Consider the following 16,078-nt stretch of genomic DNA (forward strand, 5'->3'; position numbering starts at 1 on the left):
GGTCAGCCCAGGAGGCCGAGGTTCCAGGTCACCGTGACCTCCTGACGGACACCCTGCTGATCGGTGATCGTGATCTTGGCGCCGCCGGGCAGCGTGACCAACCCCCGCTTCATCACCACCCGCAGCTCGATGCTCTCGCCGGCCTTGATCGTCCCGGTCTCGGCGGAGAGCACGACCCGCTCGTTGTCGGACGCCGCCGTCCAGCCGACCTGGCCCTGCACGGCCGTGAGCGTGATCGTCTCGCCGTCCCGGTCGAGGACCAGCTTGGTCTCCCCGACCGCCAGTCGACCGGCGGGGGGCGGCGGCGTCGGCGGGTCCGAGGGGTCGCCGGGGCGGTTCGGCGGCGGCACCGGCAGGGGCCTCCCCGGGCCCTGCGGGCCATCCGGGCCGCCTCGTTGGAACGGGTCCGGCGGAGCCGGCCGCTGTGAGCCGCCGCCTCCCGCGCCCGCGCCGCTCCCCGACGGGGCCAGCGCCTCCGGGCCGCCGTTGCGCCGGTCGGACGTCTCCTGCCGGACGTCCCCGATGGACGGCTGAGGACGGGGATCGAACGGGAACCTCAGGTCGGAGCTCATCGGGCTCATCAGCATGATCGCGGCGATCGCGGTCAGCAGTGCCCCGGCCGCCCCTCCGCCCAGGAACAGCCAGCGCCGCGTGTAGGGGGACGGCACGTCGGGCTGGCGGGGCATCCCCTCCGGGGTCAGGTTGCCGCCGCGCGCCGCGATGTCGGCCCGGTGGCCGGACAGTTCGGAGTCCGTGGCGGTGTGCACCACCCGGGGCCGCAGCGCGGCCGGCAGCACCGGCACCGGCGCCAGCTCCAGCAGCGCGACGGCCGTCACCCGATCCCGCCGCCCGCAGTCCTCGCAGTCGTCGAGGTGCAGGGCCAGGGCGGGGTCCGCGCCGTCGTGCAACGCCCCTGGGGCCCTCCGGCGGCCTCGACGGGGCCCTGCGGTCGCGTTTCCTCTTCGTCCGGGCCCCGGTCGGCGTCTGGGGCCCTGGGGCCCGCCGGGGCCTTGCCGCCCGGCCCGTCGGTGCGGGGTGCGGGGCTCATCCCCCGACCCGCCCGACCCGCCCGTTCGAACGCCTCCCGCGCCCACCAGAACGCTCTCGCGGACGGCCGGCGCGCGTTCGACCCGGCGGCCACCGGGCACCGGCGCGACGCGGACGTCCGTCGGTAGCGCCGCGAGGGACTCGCCGGCCTCGCCGGTCTCGGCGTCGGCGGGGTCCACGACGCGGGGCTCGGCCGCCAGCGCCGCCGTGCGGTCGGCCAGTTCGAGGGGGGCCTCGGAGGGATGCAGGGCCCGGATGAGGGCGCGCCCCGCCAGACAGCGCTGGGACATGGCGCCCAGCTCCGACGTGATGGCCGTCTCCGCGTTGGCCTCGGCCTGCGCCACCAGCCCGGCGGTGCGGCGCGCGGGCTGCCCCACGACGGCGGCGATCTCGGCGGCGGACAGCCCGTGCCGCAGCGTGAGCAGCAGCAGCTCCTGGTCGGCGAAGTCCAGCCGGCCCAGCGCCGACTCGACCAGCTCGCGGAGCTCTCCGGGGGAGACCCCGGAGTCGGCGGCCAGCACCTCGTCCAGCCAGGCGGAGCCGCTCGCCCAGTTCCACGACAGGCCCCGGGCGCGGCCCCGCTGCAGACAGCGGCGGCGGGCGCCGGCGTACAGCCAGGCGCGCAACTGCCGGCGGTCGCGCATCCGGGCCGCCCGGCGGTGGGCGTCGATGAACGTGTCGTGGACGATGTCGGCGGCGGCCTTGCCGTCGGCGACCATCGACAGACAGTAGTCGTACAGGGACTCGGCGTAGGCATCGTACAGCGCGCCAAGCGCCTTTCCGCCGCCCTGGTTCAGGCCGTCGACGAAGCGGCGGTCGGTGTCAGGCGAACGAGTCGGCCACCTTGGCATGAGTTCACTCCCGCGGTGGCTCCCCTGCGGGGGCCGCGACAACAGTACGGGTCCACTTGCTTACACCAGTTCGGGAGGAGACACCACAAGATCCCTTGTAAGGGTCCCGTTCCGTGGCGGCGTCGTCGCGGCCCGTACGGCGATGATCGCGGACCTCTGGAGCAGTCCACGCGAACGATCTCCAGCCCTCGCTCGGCGAGCCGCTGACGGAGTGTTCCCGTCCGGGACCGGTCCAGGGACGTCTCCGGAGGGTTCTCCAGGAATGCCCACTCTTCGGGCAACCGTCGCGGAGCCACGCGTTCTGCCAGGAGATTCGGCGGCCCGCCGGCGGTCGTTCCGACGGCGTCGCGGCGGCCGGCGGGTGCTCCGGCCGGGGTGCGTCGGGTGCGCCGGGCCCGGCGGCGGCGGTCACTCTCCGGATATGCCCGGGATGCCTCCGCCGCTCCGCCGAGGTGAGCGCCGCGCCGCGGGGGCCGGGGAGGACCGAGGGTTGGCGGGGTAAGGGTCCTATAACCCTTGAGATAGATGGGGCCCGAGGGGCGGCCGGGACCTCAGGAGGGCCGGGCGGGGGCGTCCACGGGCTCCTCGGCGGCGAAGTCGTGCTCCAGTTCGGTGTCGTCGCGGAGCTTGGCGACGGCGCGGGAGACCGTGCTCTTGACCGTGCCGACGCTGACACCGAGGACCTCGGCGATCTCGGCCTCGGGCATGTCCTCGTAGTAGCGCAGCATGACCGCCTCCCGCTGCCGCCTGGGGAGCCGGTCGAGGGCGCGGCCGAGCGCGTCGTGGAGCTCGCTGCGCCGGGTGTGGTCGTCCACCGGCTGGTCGGGCAGCACGTCGGTGGGGTAGATCTCCAGCTTGCGACGCCGCCACCAGGAGATCTGCGTGTTGACCATGGCGCGCCGCACATAGCCGTCCATGGCCGAGCGGTCGTTGATCCGGTCCCAGGCGAGGTAGGTCTTGGCGAGCGCCGCCTGGAGGAGGTCCTCGGCCTCGGTGCGGTCGCCGGTGAGCTGCATCGCGGCCCGCAGCAGCATGGCGCCCCGGGTCGAGACGTACTCCCGGAACTCCTCGTGATGGGCTCTGTTCACCTGATCACCGACCCAGGGGATTGTGCGAGCCACGGTCACGCCGTTCCCTCGGTGACCCCGGCCATGGGCGGGGTCACCGGGGAGGCGATCCGGTCCATGTGTGTCCGACCCTCGCATGGAGATCGTAATTTCGGACCATCAAAAACGGCATATTCGGGTCAACCTGGAGGTGAATCCTCCACCCGATTCCTGAGAACCTCAACCTGTCGTCTGACCCAATCCGACAAATCCGTCGACAGGCAGGCCCCCAGGGGTGAACCTTGTCCAGCCGTCCCAGCTCGTGCCGCGCATGATCGTCGATTCGGGAGCGCCGATGCCCTACCGCGACGGAGCCCGCCGAAGGCTGCGCAGCCGGGCCGTTCTGGGTCCGATCGCCGCGCCCCCGCCCGCCTCGGCCGGCCCCGTCCGCGCCGTCTGCGGAACGATCGTGGACGCCAGCCCGCACGTGCTCGTCCTGGACACCGGGGACGCCGAGCCGGCGCGCGTCCCGATGACCCCGGGCACCTCGATCTGGCACGGCGGCCGGGCCGGGCTTCCCGCGCTGGTCCCCGGCCGCCGCGCGCTCGTCCGCCGCGCCGCCGACTCCGCGGTCGCCGAACGGGTCTGGGTCGACATCGTCCGCGTCACCGGCACGATCGACTCCTGCACCCAGAAGGTCGTCCACGTGGACGGGGGCCCGCACCGCGGACGCGCCGAGGTCGTCATCCCGCCCAACACGCTGGGCCGGATCCTCGTCCGCCATCCGCGGATGGAGCCCGGTTACCTGTTCGACGTCATCTGCGTCCAGAGGCCCGGCGGGCTGCACGCCGTCCGGCCCGGCACCTCACAGCCCTCCCATCCGGCCGACCGCGTCGCCTCCCTGCCGCCGGCGGCCGCGCCGGCCCCGGAGGAGTCCGGCGCGCCGGCGGGCACGGCCACCTGGTTCGGCGACCTGACGCCGCCCTCCTGGGACCCCCCCGAAGCCGAGTCGCCTCCGGGGGCCGCGGCGTCGGGGCCGGCCCGAACGCGTTGGAGGCCGGGCGGCGACCTCCGGGGGGCCGCCTATCCGGCCGTCGATCCCGAAGGGCACGCCGGGGGGTGCGTGGACGCGCCGGAAGGGTGCGCGCCGTTGCCGTACCTCTCGTGCGGCAGCGCGCTCGTCGTCCACAACCAGTGCGCCGACCGTACGGCGCTGGTGCCGATCGTGGAGTGCGGGTGCGTCGCCGCCCGCTACTGCGACCGCTGCGTGGAGTGCGGCACCTCGCCGCGCGGACGCATCGTCGAGCTGACACCCCTGAGCTTCGTCGAGCTCGGCGGCGACCTCGACGCGGCCTGTTTCAACGTCACCCTCGACCTCGCCGCCACCGCCGCCGCGCACCCCTCGATGGAGGGCAGACCATGATGAACCTGGTCAACGACGTCCAGGTGCTGTTGCTGGCCACGGTGCTGGCCTTCGCCGGGATCGCCAAGCTGCTGTTCCCCGAGCCGGAACCCGTACGGCCCGCGGAGATCCACGGCGTGCCGATCCCCGAGCCCGAGCCGGGGTGGGCGCTGCGGCTCCGGCACAGCCGCCCCGTGGGGGTGACGCTGGGGCTGGCGGAGACGATGCTGGGCATCGGCCTGCTGGTCACCGCGCACACTGCGGTGCGCACGGCGGCCATGTTGCTGCTCGCGGCGGCCACGTGGGTCGTCGCGGAGCTGCGCGAGCGCACGCCGGACGTGGGCTGCGGCTGTCTGGGCGGGCTGTTCCACGAGCAGGTGGGCCGTCGCTCCGTCTTCCGTACGGCGCTGCTCACCGCGGTCGCCGTCGGCACGCTCGGCGGGGCCAACTCCGGCGTCCAGGCCGCGCAGGGCGGGTCCTGGCAGGTCTGGCTGCTGTTCGGCGCCGAGCTGAGCCTGCTGGCCGCCCTGTCGCCCGAGCCGGTCGCCCTCCTGCGCCGCGCCCAGCGCCCCGCGATCCCCTGTGAACGACGCCGGAGCCCTCTGGCGGAGTCGCACGCCACCCTGTGGGACAGCCCCCAGTGGGACGAGCACTGCGATCTGCTGGCGAGCCGCGAGCCCCTCGACGTGTGGCGTGAGGGCTGCTGGCGCTTCCTGGCGTACCCGGCCCGCCGCGACGGTCGGGAGATCGAGGTCGTCTTCGCCGTCTCCACCCACGACCGCGACCGCGAGGTCCGCGTCGCCATCGTCCCCGCCGAGGCCCGCTTCCTGTCCGCCCCCGTCCCCGCCGACGTCACCGCCACCCCGCCCCTGCTCTCCGCCCCCGTCCCTGAGGACGTCGGCGTGCTCTCCGCGTCCGTCGCGGAGGATGTCGCCGGCGCACCGCGTTTCCTCTCTGCGCCGGTGTCCGAGGACGACGCGGAGGACACCGGGCCCCACCCGCGGTACGTCATGGCGGGTTGACGGAGTCGTCTCCCGGTTTCTAGGGGTCTCTAGCGAGGGATCTAGATTGGTGTAGACGAGGCGATCGAGCGCGGGCATCGGCAAATCTAGGGGTGTCTAGAGCGCTTCCTAGAAAGGTCTAGATTTCGCTGACCGCGGGAGCGTGTGGACGACGGTCGGTCAGGCGGGTTGGGCGCGCAGGAACTTGCCGAAATGCGGGACGGTGAAGGCCACCAGGCCCCGTTCGGCGCTGTAGATCAGCCCCTTCTTGATCAGGCCGTCACGGGCCGGGGACAGGCTGGACGGCTTGCGGCCCAGTTCGTCGGCCACCGTCGCGGTCGGCACCGGGTCGTCGCCGAGCATCGCCATCGCCCGCATGTAGTCGCGCTCGGCGGGGGTGGCGCGCTCGTACCGGCTGCCGAAGAAGCCCACGGCCAACTCGCTCTCCGCCTCGGGCGCGGCCACCTTGATGTCGTCGACGCCGATGGGGCTGCTCGGCGCGATGTCCCAGGCCACCTTGGCGTACGCCTGGACGAAGTAGGGGTAGCCGTCGGCCGCCTCGTACAGGGCGTCGAGCGCCTCGGGCGTGAAGGTGACCTCCTCGCGCTCGGCGGGGGCCAGCAGAGCCACGTCGGCGGAGGCGCGATCGAGTCGGTCGATGCGGGCGTACCGGAAGAGCCGCTCGGAGTAGGACTTGCTCGCCGACAGGACGGCCGGCAGGTGGGGCAGCCCGGCGCCGACCACGATCAGCGGGCCGCCGATCTGCGACAGCTCGTGGCAGGCGGCGCACAGGGCGGACACGTCGTCGGCGGGGATGTCCTGCATCTCGTCCACGAACAGCCCGATGCCGACCGACAGGTCGGTGGCGACCGCCGCGGCGTCGACGAACAGCTCGGTCAGGTCGATCTCCAGGTCGCCGGAGTCGGCCCGGCCGCGTTGGGCCGGCACGTCGATGCCCGGCTGCCAGCGGTGGGCCCGCGCCTTGGGCCCCGGCTCGGGCCCCGCCTGGGCGAACGCCTTGAGCACGCCGAGGAAGTACTCGATGCGCTCCGGCGCGCGGTGCCGGGGCGCCAGCTCCCGGATCGCCATGTGCAGGGCGGCGGCCACCGGTCGGCGGATCGACTGATCCGGCCGGGCCTCGATCTTGCCGGTGCCCCACAGCCGCTGGATCGCCATCGACCGGAACGTGTTGAGCAGCACGGTCTTGCCGACCCCGCGCAGCCCGGTGATGATCATGCTGCGCTCGGGCCGCCCACGGGCCACCCGCTCCAGCACCACCTCGAACTGCTGGAGCTCACGATCGCGCCCGGCCAGCTCCGGCGGGCGCTGACCGGCGCCCGGCGCGTAGGGGTTCCGCACGGGGTCCACGCTCTCGGACTGTATGAGCTCATATAGCTGCGGCCGTAGATTTCCGTAGAAAACCGCACGGCGTGTCGCAGGCCGCCGGGCGCTCCGACAGCGGGCCCCCTCGTCGGTCCGGACGCCGGGTCCGGCCGCTCGCGTCGCCGCCATGCCACCTCCCGGCGCCCCCAGGTCGAACCTGTGTTCGACGGTTCGAACACAGTAGCGTACGCCCCCGGGCCCGTCACGCCTTTCCGGAACGAGCGCGGAAGGTCAGACGCCCCGCCCCCGCTTGAACGCCTGGGCCACCTCGACGACCCGACGGGCCTGGAACTCCACCGCCGCGAGCTGGGCGTCCCCCGGCGGGACCTCCCCGTTGTGGGACGTGTGGCTGGCGCCGTACGGGTTGCCGGTGCGGAACTGAACGGGGTCGGCGTAGCCGGGCGGGACGATGATGGCGCCCCAGTGGTAGAAGGTGTTGTTCATCGCGAGCAGCGTCGACTCCTGTCCGCCGTGCGCGGTGGCCGAGGCGGTGAACGAGGACGCGCACTTGTTGATCAGGCGTCCGTCGCCCCACAGCGGCCCGGTCGTGTCGATGAACTGCTTGAGCTGCGCGGCCGGCATCCCGTACCGGGTCGGGGCGCCCAAGAGCAGCGCGTCCGCCCAGTCGAGGTCCTCCAGCGTCGCCTCCGCCACGTGCCGGGTCGCGTTGACGTGCCGGCTCCAGCCCTGGTTGGCGGCGATCACCTCGGCGGGCGCCATCTCCCCGACCTTCCGGAGCCGCACCTCGGCGCCCGCCTTCTCCGCCGCGACGGCCGCCGCCTTGGCCAGCTCGTAGACCGTCCCCGTCGCCGAGTAGTAGATGACGGCCATCCTGACCGGCCCGCCGTACGCCATGAGCGCTCCTTTGATCACTGATCCTTCCCGAAGGGACCGTACCGGGCGATCACGTCCGATATCGGCCGTCCGCCAGGGTTTCGGCGCTCCTGGGCCCTCGGCGTCAGCCCGTCCGGTGCTCGTTCAGCTCGTACTCGATGAAGGCGGCGATCATCGCCCGCCAGACCGCCTCGGCGATCTCGGGCCGCAGGCCCTCGGCCCCGGCGCGCTCCCGGACGCCGGCGACGACCCGTTCCACCCGGTCGGGCGCGCGCACCGCCCGTTCGTCGGACTTGAACGCGGCGGCGGCGCGGACCAGGCCCTGACGTTCGGCGAGCAGGCGGACGAGTTCGCCGTCGAGCGCGTCGATGCGGGAGCGGACCTCGGAGAGGGACGTCGGAGGGGTCATGGGGGGCAAGCCTCCCATGACCCCTCCCCGTCGCCTCGGTCAGGCGTCCGCGGGGACCGTTCCCAGGCGACCGGCCTGGAAGTCCTCGAACGCCTGGAGCAGCTCGGCGCGCGTGTTCATCACGAACGGCCCGTACTGCATCATCGGCTGACGGATCGGCAGACCGCCGAGCAGCACGACCTCGAAGTTCGCGCTGCGCGAGTCCTGGGACTCGTCGGCGCGGATCGTGACCGAGTCGCCGGCCCCGAAGACCACCGACTGACCCATCCGGAAGGGCCGCCGCTCCGCTCCGGCGGAGCCGCTCCCGGCGAGCCCGTAGGCCAGGGCGTTGAAGTCCGCCCGCCAGGGGAGGGTCACCTCCGCGCCGGGGTTCACGGACACGTGCGTCAGCGTGATCGGGGTGTGCGTCGCGCCGGGGCCCTCGTGACCGCCGAGGTCACCGGCGATCAGACGGATCAGCGCCCCGCCGTCCTCCGAGGAGAGGAGCCGCACGCTCGCGCCCCGGATGTCCTGGTACTTGGGGGCGATCATCTTGTCCTCGGCGGGCAGGTTCACCCAGAGCTGCAGCCCGTGGAACAGGCCGCCGCTCATCACCAGCGACTCGGGCGGGGTCTCGATGTGGAGCAGACCGGAGCCCGCCGTCATCCACTGGGTGTCGCCGTCGGTGATGACGCCGCCGCCCCCGTGGGAGTCCCGGTGAACGAAGGTGCCGTCCACGATGTACGTGACGGTCTCGAAACCGCGGTGCGGGTGCCAGGGCGTGCCCTTCGGCTCACCGGCCGCGTAGTCCACCTCGCCCATCTGGTCCATCATGATGAACGGGTCCAGGTGCTTGTGGTCGATGCCCGCGAACGCGCGGCGCACGGGGAAGCCCTCGCCCTCGAGGCCGCTCGGGGCGGTGGACACCTGCAGCACGCGGCGGGGCCGGGCGCCGTCGGCGGGGGCGATGACACGGGGAAGGGTCAGGGTGTCGGCGGTGACGGCGGGCATCGGGACCTCCGGGGGTTCGCGTGTTCTTCGGGCCTGCACCGGGCCCCAACATGGTTGAAGCTTAAACTATTCCTCCGTACCCGCAGGTAGTTGAACCTTCAACTCGCCGCCTATACTGGACCCATGACCGAACCCCGGTGGCTCGACGCGCGCCAGCAACGCGACTGGCGGTCCTTCATCGAGGGCAGCGTGCGCCTGCATGATCTCCTGGAGCGCGACCTCAAGGCCAAGCACGGCCTCTCGACGTCGGAGTACGAGATCATGGTCCGGCTGTCCGAGGCTCCCGGCCACGCCCTCCGGATGGCGGAGCTGGCCGAGCACGCCAGCCAGTCCCGCAGCCGGCTCTCGCACACCTGCGGCCGGCTGGAGAGCAAGGGCCTGGTGCGCCGCGAGTCCTGCGCCAACGACAAGCGCGGCGTGTTCGCCCAGTTGACCGAAGAGGGCTACGCCGCGCTGGAACGTGCCGCCCGCGACCACGTCGAGACCGTCCGCGACTTCTTCATCGACCTGATCGCCCCGGAGGACCTCGAGGCCATCGGCCGCGCCTTCACCGCCGTGAGCGAGCGCATCGCGACCGTCCGCTGACACCTCGCCCGCCGGGGGTCAACGCAGCACGCCGGTGAGGAAGCCCGCCGAGATCAGCGTGAGGAACACCCAGCCCAGCATCAGCCCGAACCCGTAGGGTCGCCACGACCCGCGGATGTGCCAGACGCACATCCCGCCCAGCCCGAACGCCACCACCAGCAGCGCCACGAACTGCGGCAGCACACTGGTGTCCGTACGGCCCATCAGCGGCGCGTACATCATGACCAGGTCGACGAACACGAACGTGGCGAACCCCGCCCCCGCGCGCACCAGGTCACGCCGCTCCACCCCGCCGAAGCGCTCCCAGGGAGGGGCCTTGGGCGTCTTGATGATCGGCTCGGCGCGTACCCGGCCGCCGCCGGCCCCGTTCGTCCCTCCGCCATATCCGGTGCCGGTGCCGGTGCCGAACAGCTCGTCCCCGAGACTGGGGAAATCCTCTTCCTGCGGGTCGGTCATGAGCGCGATCCCTGCGACGGTTTCCTGGACGGGCCTCGTAACGGCACCGTAGCCGAACGGGGTGGGGCGGGCCAGAACCCGTGATCGGCATGCCGCGTGCCGGCACGTTCGGGTCGTCGCGGGCGGTGCCGTGCCATGCTGGGGAGATGGTTGAGAAACCGCTGATCAGCGCGGTGACGCTGGCCGTCGCGCTCGGTGTCGCGATGGCCGGGTGCGGGGGCGACGACGGTCCCGGGTCGGAGGGCACCGCCTCCCCGCCCACGGCGAGCGGCTCGGGGAGCCCGGGCGGTGCGCCGAGCGCCGACCGCACGGCGACGCGGTTCACCGCCGCCATCGCGAAGGTGTCCCGCTCCGACCTCAAGCACTCGTGGCGTCCCGGCTGTCCGGTGCCCACGTCGCGGCTGCGGGCCATCGACATGACGCACTGGGGGATGGACGGCAAGGTCCACGACGGGCGTCTGATCGTCAACGCGTCCGCCGCCGACGGCCTGGTGAAGGTGTTCCGCAGGCTGTTCGACCAGCGCTACCCGATCGCCCGGATGGAGCCCGTCGACAAGTACCGGGGCAGCGACTTCGACTCGATCGAGGCCAACAACACCTCGGCGTTCAACTGCCGGGCGGCCACCGGCTCGGGCAACTGGTCGCAGCACGCCTACGGTCTCGCCGTCGACATCAACCCGTGCGAGAACCCGTACGTGTCCGCGGACGGCGGTGTCGCGCACAAGGACTGCGTGAAGTTCAAGGACCGCAGCCGCGACGACCCCGGCCTCATCCACCGGGGCGACAAGACCGTCAAGGCGTTCGCGAGCATCGGCTGGGGCTGGGGCGGCACCTGGAGCGGTGTCAAGGACTACCAGCACTTCAGCAGCACCGGCCGCTAGCCCCGCCACGGCGGTGAGGCGTCGGCGAGCGTTCACGCCGACACCTCCCGCCACAGCGGGCCGCACCCGCCACGCGCGCGAGGGCGCGGGGCGGGAGGCCGCCGTGGTGTTCGGCTCGTCAGGTGTTCGGCGTCACCGGTCGGTGTAGGCGGCGAGGAAGGCGGCGGCGGCGGATTCGGCGAGGTGGTCGAGTTCGGACGCGGTGATGGCGTCCTGGTCGCCGCAGAACATGGCGCGGTTCATGGGGATCCACAGCACGAGGCCGGCGAAGTGGTGCGCGGCGACGACGGGGTCGGCCGTGGTGAGCAGGCCCCGTTCGGTGAGGCGTCGGAAGCCCTCCGCCAGCGTGGTGATGCCGCGTTCGAAGCCGCTCTCCCAGTAGGCGCGGCCCAGCTCGGGGAACCGTTCGGCCTCGGCGATGACCAGGCGTCGCAGTTGCAGGACGCGCGGGGCGCGGATCGAGGCGAGGAAGCGGCGGGCGAGTTCCTGGAGGCCGCGCGCGGGGTCGTCGGTGTCGCCGAGGGTTTGGACGGCGGCCTGGTTCTGCTGGTCGGTCTCGGCCAGCATCGCGGTGATGACGTGGGTGAAGAGCGTCTCCTTGTCGGCGAAGTGCTTGTAGACGGTCTGTTTCGACACCGAGGCCGAGCCGGCGATCTCGTCCATGCTGGTGCCCGGGTAGCCCTTGCGCAGGAACGTCTCGGTCGCCGCCTCGACGATCGCCTTGCGGCTGCGCGCGGAGCGGGTGCCCTCTTGGGGGACGTACCCGGAGGCCGGTGATGCGGTGGTCATGGAGCCCTCCTCGCTCGTTCTCCCGAAAGGGTACTAGACAGTCCAGTTCTCGTTTCAGTACTGTACGGTCTAGTTCCGAACGACCCCTTGCGAAGGAATGAGAACCATGCACGAGACCTCGACGCGGACGCTCCTGGCCTGCGGTGTCGCCGCCACCCCGCTGTTCTTCGCCGTCGCCGCCGCGCAGATCGCCACCCGGCCCGACTTCGACCTCGGCCCGCACATGATCAGCCAGTTGTCCGCCGGTGACCACGGCTGGATCCAGATGGTCAACTTCGTTGTGACCGGCGCGTTGTTCGTGCTCGCGGCGGTCGGTCTGCGCCGCACCGTGACCGAGGGACCGGGCCGCACCTGGCTGCCGCGCCTGGTCGGTGTCTTCGGCGTCGGCCTGGTCGCCGCAGGACTGTTCGTCGCCGACCCCGCCAACGGCTACCCCGTAGGCGCGGCCGAGGGAACGACCTGGCACGGGGTGCTCCACGGCGTCGCCGCCATGGCCTCCGGCCTCGCCCTGGTGGCGGCGACCCTGGTGGCCGCCCGCCGTTCCGTCGCCCAGGGGCGTAAGGGCCTCGCCGCCCTCCACGTCGCCATCGGCCTGGTCTACCTCGGTCTGCCGGCCGGCGACCCGGACCGGATGGGCCTTCTCTTCGCCGTGGCGTCGCTCATCGCCTGGAGCTGGGTCTCCGTGACGGCGGGACGACTCATGACCGTCTCCCAGCCCCAGGTGGCCGCGCCGCACCTCCAGCACGCGTGACCACGGACGACAGGCATCGGCGGGGTCGGCATCATTTCCTGATGCCGACCCCGTTTTCACGTTGTGGCGGGGCCGCAGCGCCTCCCCTCACGCTGCGACCCCATGCCGTACCCCCGGTGTCAGGCCGCCCGGGTGAGCTGCCGGGGCGTACGGCGCTCGTGGGGCGGTCAGCCGCCGCAGAGTCGCGCCCAAGCGGTGGCGCTGTAGGCGACGGCGAGCCCGTCGCCCTGGATGGCGACCGCCAGCGGCCACCAGTGAACGGCGCACCAGAACGACCCGTCCTGCGTACGCACGACGGCGGCCACCGGCGCGTCCCCGTGGGCGGCGGCCTCGCACGCCTGCCCCACGGGAGCGACGTCCACCCCGTACGGCGGCCTCACGCGGTGCCCTCGACCCACCGCATGGCGTCGCGCAGCTCGCGGTCGGTGGGCGCGTCCACGAGGGGCACGGTCGCGCCGCGCCAGCACGGGATGGCCCAGTACCGCTGCGACCCCACGCCCCACCAGATGACCCAGTACGGCCTGCGCTCGCGCTCCATCGCAGCGGCCACCGCCCGCTCCACCGGGTCGTACACCTTGATGACTGACTGCCTCATGGCGCTTGACCGTAAGTGCGTGCGCGGTGACTTAGGGGTACGGCCTGTACCCCCTGAGCGGGAAGGCACAGGTTGTACCCGTTAGGCGATCAGTTGCAAGGAGAGCGCCAGGTCTTGGACCTCGTCTCGCACCATTGGGCCGCCCGTCGTCAGCATCTCCGAGACCGCCGACCGGGCGAACAGACTGTAGGCCAGGGTGTCCGGACTGGCCTCGCGGGCGCGCTTCAGCAGATGAACGGTGGCCACCTCGTCCTTGCGGAGATGGTGGGCGCGCGCCACCTCGGCCATGTAGCGGGACTGGCGCGTGGCTGAGGGCACCGACTCCGGATCGATGCGGCCGGCCGCCTGGATCGCGCGGGCGGCTTGGAAGGTGTCGGCATGCAGGGTGACGGTGTAGTGCTCGACCATCCCGGTGCCGAACATCAGCCACGGGTGCACGTGGCCGCCCAAGCCCTGCGCCGCGCGGGCGGCCTCGTCGTGGTGTCGCCACGCGTCGCCGCTCTTGCCCAGCCGGGCGTGCGAGAGCGCGATCGCCAGGTGCATCAGCCCGTGCAGGGCCAGATCCTCGCGGGACGTCTCCGGCCGGAGCATGGCGGCGGTGTCGTGGGCGAGTTGGACGCGCGCCTCGACGGCCTCACCGGCGTCGCGATGGACGTGGTTGAGGTACCAGGCGGCCGCCGCGATCGCATGCGGGTCGTCGGCGTCCTGGGCCGCCGACATCGCCCGGTCGGACGCCAGGTACACCAGCTCGGGGACGGGCTGGAACGCCAGATACAACTGCGTGAGGTGGTAGATCTGCGCGAGCTGCGTCAGCGCCGAGCGACGTTCCGCGCCGTCCAAGAGGCGAACCGCGGCGCGGGCATCGGTGATCAGGCCCGGCAGGAGGGTGGCGAGCGCCGTCCGCTGGAGACGGGCCCCGTGCCACAAGTGCCATGCCTGGGCGACGCGGACGGCCAGGGCCGTCGGTGACGGGGGCTCGGCTCCGTCACCGGGCAGCGTGTAGGACGTCAAGGCCGATCGCACCGCGCCGAGTGACTCGTGCGCGTGTTTCGTGTACGTCGCCTTCGAGAGACGCTGCTCGCCCGTCAACGCGGCGAGGTCGGGCACGTCCAGCACGTCGGCGAGCCGGATCAGCATGGGCAGGCCGGGCTGGCCGAGTCGCCCGGCCTCCAGCCCCTTGACCCACTCGGCCGATCGGCCGACCAGGCCGCCGAGCACGGCACGGCTCTTGCCCGATCTCTCTCGGTAGAAGCGAAGGCGTCCGGCGAAGGGGGTGCCCGGAGCGGGTGCGTTGCTGGTCTGGGGCATCGGCCTGCCCTTTCCTGGAGGCTTCGACCTCTCCCAGGCTAGATCGCGGGGGCGCGAAGCGTCAGGGCTTGCGGTGGGCGGCCGGGGTGAGGGCGGTGAACACGCCGAGGCCGATGAAGGTGCCGCCGACGACGAGGCGTTCGCCCCCGAGCACCCGGGGGCGGCTGCGGAGCCAGGGGCCGATGACCCCCGCGAGCAGGGCGTACGCGCCGTCCGTGCACAGCCCCAGCAGCACGAACACCAGCCCGAAGACGGTGATCTGGAGCGCGGGGGAGCCCCGTTCCGCATCCACGAACTGGGGCAGGAACGCGAGGAAGAACAGCGCCAACTTGGGGTTGAGCACGCTCACCAGGACACCCTCGCCGAGCAGGCGTTGCGACGACCTGGGCTCGGCATCGACCTCGGTGAGGCCCGAGGAACGGTTGAGCAGGGCTCGTACGCCGAGATAGATCAGGTACGCGGCGCCCGCGTACTTCACGACGGTGAACGCCACCGACGAGGACAGCAGCAGCCACGAGAGGCCGAGCACCGCCGCCGCCACCTGAACGAGGGTGCCCGCATGGACACCCACCACGGCGGTCACGGCGGCGCGGGAGCCCTGCCGGATGCCCTGGGAGACCACGTACAGCACGGCGGGGCCGGGGGCGATCAACACCAGGAGGGCCGCGATCGAGTAGACGACCAGCGTGGAAAGGCTCGGCATGGAGCCACGCTAATCGGCTCATCCCGGACGGGCCACCGAATATCGCGGCCATTCCGGTCGTCCCCCTAAGGGCGGGTGCCGTGGTCGTTATCGGTTCGGAAGCGACTGGTGTTGCCGGGCCATACGCGCTGTGCTGCGATGGCTGCGCTCGTGCGACACCCCCGATCCCAGAATGTGGTCCCCTATGGCATTCCGTTCCAGCATGGCCTGTCTGTTCCTGGTGGGAGCGGGGGTCTTGACGCCGGCGGCGGGCGTCGCGGCCGAGACGCGGGAAGCGCGTGGGCTCGTCCGGCTGGCCCACCTGTCGCCCGACGCGCCCGCCGTCGACGTCTACCTGTACGCGGTGGGGAACGAGACGCCCCGGCTGGTGCTGCGGCACGTGGGTTATGGGGCGCTGTCTCCGTACCAGCGGCTCGTGGCGGGACGCTACACGGTGGCGATGCGTCCGGCCGACGCCCCGGCGAGCAGCAGGCCGGTGCTCTCCACGGCGGTCCTCGTACGGGGCGGGGCCGCCTACACGGTCGCGGGGATGGGGCCGTACAAGGGGCTTCGCCTCGTGGTGCTGAACGACACGGCGGCCGTGCCCGACGACAGGGCGGGGCTGCGGGTCATCGCCGCCTCCCTCAAGGAGCCCGCCGTGGACGTCACCGCGAACGGGGCGAGCCTTGTGGAGTCGCTGCGGTTCCCCGCCGCGACGTCGTACCGTCACCTCGCCACGGGGACGGCCGAGGTGGGCGTCCAAGGGCGCGGGAGTACGGCGAAGACCGAGATCGGGTTGCGGGCGGGCATGGTCCACACCGTCGTGGTGCTGGACGGGGAACGGGGGCTGCGGCTGGTGGCGTTGCGCGACGCCGCGCCGGGAGCGGTCCCGCCCGGAGGGGGCGCCGGGGCCGGTTTCGGTGGATCTGCGGGGGGCGAAAGGGTCGAATCCCGGAGCCTTTGGCCGATGATCGTTCTGGGGGTGCTGTCGCTGGTGGGCATGGCGGTGGTCAGGCCGGTGCGTGGAGCTTTCCTGCGGTCGTTCAAACGCTCTTGAAGGTAATGTTT

The 16,078-nt window shown here is 72.4% G+C and carries 18 protein-coding genes; 6 read left to right on the forward strand and 12 right to left on the reverse strand.

Annotated features, from left to right (window positions below; genetic code table 11):
• Nucleotides 1-2 precede the first annotated feature (2 nt).
• Nucleotides 3-1,898 carry a sigma-70 family RNA polymerase sigma factor gene (locus tag DFJ69_RS14315; protein ID WP_116022943.1) on the reverse strand — a complete coding sequence of 632 codons (1,896 nt, stop codon included), beginning with the start codon at nucleotides 1,896-1,898 and terminating at the stop codon, nucleotides 3-5.
• Nucleotides 1,899-2,449: 551 nt separating this feature from the next.
• Nucleotides 2,450-2,986, reverse strand: a complete 537-nt coding sequence (locus tag DFJ69_RS14320) for a SigE family RNA polymerase sigma factor (protein ID WP_281275849.1) — start codon at nucleotides 2,984-2,986, stop codon at nucleotides 2,450-2,452.
• A 289-nt stretch (nucleotides 2,987-3,275) separates the two neighbouring features.
• On the opposite strand from DFJ69_RS14320, the gene DFJ69_RS14325 reads away from it, so the two are divergent.
• Nucleotides 3,276-4,367, forward strand: coding sequence for a hypothetical protein (locus DFJ69_RS14325; RefSeq protein WP_245974368.1), 1,092 nt, complete (start codon nucleotides 3,276-3,278; stop codon nucleotides 4,365-4,367).
• Nucleotides 4,364-5,368 (forward strand): MauE/DoxX family redox-associated membrane protein, encoded by a 1,005-nt coding sequence (locus DFJ69_RS14330; RefSeq protein WP_116022945.1) that lies wholly within the window; start codon nucleotides 4,364-4,366, stop codon nucleotides 5,366-5,368. Before DFJ69_RS14325 ends, DFJ69_RS14330 begins: the two co-directional genes overlap by 4 nt.
• A 159-nt stretch (nucleotides 5,369-5,527) precedes the next feature.
• Here the strand turns inward: DFJ69_RS14330 and DFJ69_RS14335 are convergent, their stop codons facing one another.
• From DFJ69_RS14335 to DFJ69_RS14350, 4 genes are all read right to left on the reverse strand, one after another.
• Entirely contained in the window at nucleotides 5,528-6,715 is a 1,188-nt protein-coding gene (locus DFJ69_RS14335; RefSeq protein WP_116022946.1) for an ATP-binding protein, read from the reverse strand.
• A 246-nt stretch (nucleotides 6,716-6,961) separates the two neighbouring features.
• Nucleotides 6,962-7,585: an NAD(P)H:quinone oxidoreductase type IV gene (gene wrbA / locus DFJ69_RS14340; protein WP_116022947.1), complete on the reverse strand. Its 624-nt coding sequence runs from the start codon at nucleotides 7,583-7,585 to the stop codon at nucleotides 6,962-6,964.
• A 103-nt stretch (nucleotides 7,586-7,688) separates the two neighbouring features.
• Nucleotides 7,689-7,973: a chorismate mutase gene (locus DFJ69_RS14345; RefSeq protein WP_116022948.1), complete on the reverse strand. Its 285-nt coding sequence runs from the start codon at nucleotides 7,971-7,973 to the stop codon at nucleotides 7,689-7,691.
• A gap of 39 nt (nucleotides 7,974-8,012) precedes the next feature.
• Entirely contained in the window at nucleotides 8,013-8,963 is a 951-nt protein-coding gene (locus tag DFJ69_RS14350; RefSeq protein ID WP_116022949.1) for a pirin family protein, read from the reverse strand.
• A gap of 123 nt (nucleotides 8,964-9,086) precedes the next feature.
• Here DFJ69_RS14350 and DFJ69_RS14355 point away from each other — a divergent pair, with 123 nt between their 5' ends.
• On the forward strand, nucleotides 9,087-9,548 hold the full coding sequence (locus DFJ69_RS14355; protein ID WP_116022950.1) for a MarR family winged helix-turn-helix transcriptional regulator: 462 nt from the start codon (nucleotides 9,087-9,089) through the stop codon (nucleotides 9,546-9,548).
• 18 nt (nucleotides 9,549-9,566) lie between these two features.
• On the opposite strand, the gene DFJ69_RS14360 is transcribed toward DFJ69_RS14355, so the two are convergent.
• On the reverse strand, nucleotides 9,567-10,004 hold the full coding sequence (locus tag DFJ69_RS14360; RefSeq protein ID WP_116022951.1) for a hypothetical protein: 438 nt from the start codon (nucleotides 10,002-10,004) through the stop codon (nucleotides 9,567-9,569).
• A 146-nt stretch (nucleotides 10,005-10,150) separates the two neighbouring features.
• On the opposite strand from DFJ69_RS14360, the gene DFJ69_RS14365 reads away from it, so the two are divergent.
• On the forward strand, nucleotides 10,151-10,885 hold the full coding sequence (locus tag DFJ69_RS14365) for a M15 family metallopeptidase (protein ID WP_116022952.1): 735 nt from the start codon (nucleotides 10,151-10,153) through the stop codon (nucleotides 10,883-10,885).
• 132 nt (nucleotides 10,886-11,017) lie between these two features.
• Here DFJ69_RS14365 and DFJ69_RS14370 read toward each other — a convergent pair whose 3' ends face one another.
• Nucleotides 11,018-11,674 carry a TetR/AcrR family transcriptional regulator gene (locus DFJ69_RS14370; protein ID WP_116022953.1) on the reverse strand — a complete coding sequence of 219 codons (657 nt, stop codon included), beginning with the start codon at nucleotides 11,672-11,674 and terminating at the stop codon, nucleotides 11,018-11,020.
• A 106-nt stretch (nucleotides 11,675-11,780) separates the two neighbouring features.
• Between DFJ69_RS14370 and DFJ69_RS14375 the strand changes: the two genes are divergently transcribed.
• Entirely contained in the window at nucleotides 11,781-12,425 is a 645-nt protein-coding gene (locus DFJ69_RS14375; protein ID WP_116022954.1) for a DUF998 domain-containing protein, read from the forward strand.
• A 167-nt stretch (nucleotides 12,426-12,592) separates the two neighbouring features.
• Here DFJ69_RS14375 and DFJ69_RS14380 read toward each other — a convergent pair whose 3' ends face one another.
• From DFJ69_RS14380 to DFJ69_RS14395, 4 genes are all read right to left on the reverse strand, one after another.
• The gene (locus DFJ69_RS14380; RefSeq protein ID WP_116022955.1) at nucleotides 12,593-12,805 is read right to left on the reverse strand and encodes a hypothetical protein; all 213 of its coding nucleotides are present in this window, start codon (nucleotides 12,803-12,805) and stop codon (nucleotides 12,593-12,595) included.
• Nucleotides 12,802-13,020, reverse strand: coding sequence for a hypothetical protein (locus DFJ69_RS14385; protein ID WP_116022956.1), 219 nt, complete (start codon nucleotides 13,018-13,020; stop codon nucleotides 12,802-12,804). The genes DFJ69_RS14380 and DFJ69_RS14385 overlap by 4 nt, the downstream gene beginning before the upstream one ends.
• A gap of 81 nt (nucleotides 13,021-13,101) precedes the next feature.
• Complete coding sequence (locus tag DFJ69_RS14390; RefSeq protein ID WP_116022957.1) at nucleotides 13,102-14,328, reverse strand: helix-turn-helix transcriptional regulator; 1,227 nt, start codon at nucleotides 14,326-14,328, stop codon at nucleotides 13,102-13,104.
• A gap of 61 nt (nucleotides 14,329-14,389) precedes the next feature.
• Complete coding sequence (locus tag DFJ69_RS14395; RefSeq protein WP_116022958.1) at nucleotides 14,390-15,031, reverse strand: LysE family translocator; 642 nt, start codon at nucleotides 15,029-15,031, stop codon at nucleotides 14,390-14,392.
• 184 nt (nucleotides 15,032-15,215) lie between these two features.
• Between DFJ69_RS14395 and DFJ69_RS14400 the strand changes: the two genes are divergently transcribed.
• Complete coding sequence (locus DFJ69_RS14400) at nucleotides 15,216-16,067, forward strand: DUF4397 domain-containing protein (protein ID WP_170177652.1); 852 nt, start codon at nucleotides 15,216-15,218, stop codon at nucleotides 16,065-16,067.
• Nucleotides 16,068-16,078: the final 11 nt, after the last annotated feature.

The sequence above is a fragment of the Thermomonospora umbrina genome (genome assembly GCF_003386555.1).
GTDB lineage: Bacteria > Actinomycetota > Actinomycetes > Streptosporangiales > Streptosporangiaceae > Thermomonospora > Thermomonospora umbrina.